Annotated in this window: 1 rRNA gene; it reads right to left on the bottom strand. The window is 50.3% G+C overall.

The window, feature by feature from the left end:
• Positions 1-135: 135 nt before the first annotated feature.
• Positions 136-1,624 (bottom strand): 23S ribosomal RNA (locus CWB80_RS17570); the annotation flags it as partial.

Below are 1,624 nucleotides of genomic sequence, written 5' to 3'. Positions count from 1 at the left end.
GTCACCAAGCAAATTTGGTTTTAATTCGCTCTTTTGAGCAAATTAATAAATCTGGAATTCTGATATCAAGTAAATGTCTACTTTAGTAACTTAACTTCTGTTCGTTACGCTGTCATAAAACGCGTTTGGCGTTGTATGGTTAAGCCTCACGGGTAATTAGTACAGGTTAGCTTAATGGCTCACACCACTTCCACATCCTGCCTATCAACGTTGTAGTCTTCAACGGCCCTTCAGAGACTTTAAAAGTCTAGTGAGAACTCATCTCGAGGCCTGCTTCGCGCTTAGATGCTTTCAGCGCTTATCAGTTCCGAACGTAGCTACCGGGCAGTGCCATTGGCATGACAACCCGAACACCAGCGGTTCGTTCACTCCGGTCCTCTCGTACTAGGAGCAACCCCTCTCAATTCTCAAACGCCCACGGCAGATAGGGACCGAACTGTCTCACGACGTTCTAAACCCAGCTCGCGTACCACTTTAAATGGCGAACAGCCATACCCTTGGGACCGACTTCAGCCCCAGGATGTGATGAGCCGACATCGAGGTGCCAAACACCGCCGTCGATATGAACTCTTGGGCGGTATCAGCCTGTTATCCCCGGAGTACCTTTTATCCGTTGAGCGATGGCCCTTCCATTCAGAACCACCGGATCACTATGACCTACTTTCGTACCTGCTCGACGTGTCTGTCTCGCAGTTAAGCTGGCTTCTACCATTACACTAACCGTACGATGTCCGACCGTACTTAGCCAACCTTCGTGCTCCTCCGTTACTCTTTGGGAGGAGACCGCCCCAGTCAAACTACCCACCAGGCACTGTCCGTAACCCCGATTAGGGGCCAACGTTAGAACATCAACACTACAAGGGTGGTATTTCAAGGACGGCTCCACAAAAACTAGCGTTTCTGCTTCAAAGCCTCCCACCTATCCTACACATGTAGGGTCAATGTTCAGTGCCAAGCTGTAGTAAAGGTTCACGGGGTCTTTCCGTCTAGCCGCGGGTACACAGCATCTTCACTGCGATTTCAATTTCACTGAGTCTCGGGTGGAGACAGCGTGGCCATGGTTACACCATTCGTGCAGGTCGGAACTTACCCGACAAGGAATTTCGCTACCTTAGGACCGTTATAGTTACGGCCGCCGTTTACCGGGGCTTCGATCAAGAGCTTCGTCCGAAAACTAACCCCATCAATTAACCTTCCGGCACCGGGCAGGTGTCACACCGTATACGTCATCTTGCGATTTTGCACAGTGCTGTGTTTTTAATAAACAGTCCCAGCCACCTGGTCACTGCGGCTCCCGTCCGCTTAGAGAGCAAGTCTCATCACAGATAGGAGCGTACCTTCTCCCGAAGTTACGGTACAATTTTGCCTAGTTCCTTCACCCGAGTTCTCTCAAGCGCCTTAGTATTCTCTACCTGACCACCTGTGTCGGTTTGGGGTACGATTCGGTATAATCTGAAGCTTAGAGGCTTTTCCTGGAAGTATGGCATCAACAACTTCACCACCTTAGTGGCTCGTCTCGTGTCTCAGTCTTAGCAACCCGGATTTTCCTAAGTCACCAACCTACTCACTTTCACATGGACAACCAACGCCATGCTTGTTTAGCCTGCTCCGTCCCCCCATCGCA

It is taken from the genome of Pseudoalteromonas sp. S1650 (genome assembly GCF_005887195.1).
Taxonomy (GTDB): Bacteria; Pseudomonadota; Gammaproteobacteria; order Enterobacterales; family Alteromonadaceae; genus Pseudoalteromonas; species Pseudoalteromonas simplex.
This window is presented reverse-complemented; position numbering and strand designations above follow the sequence as displayed.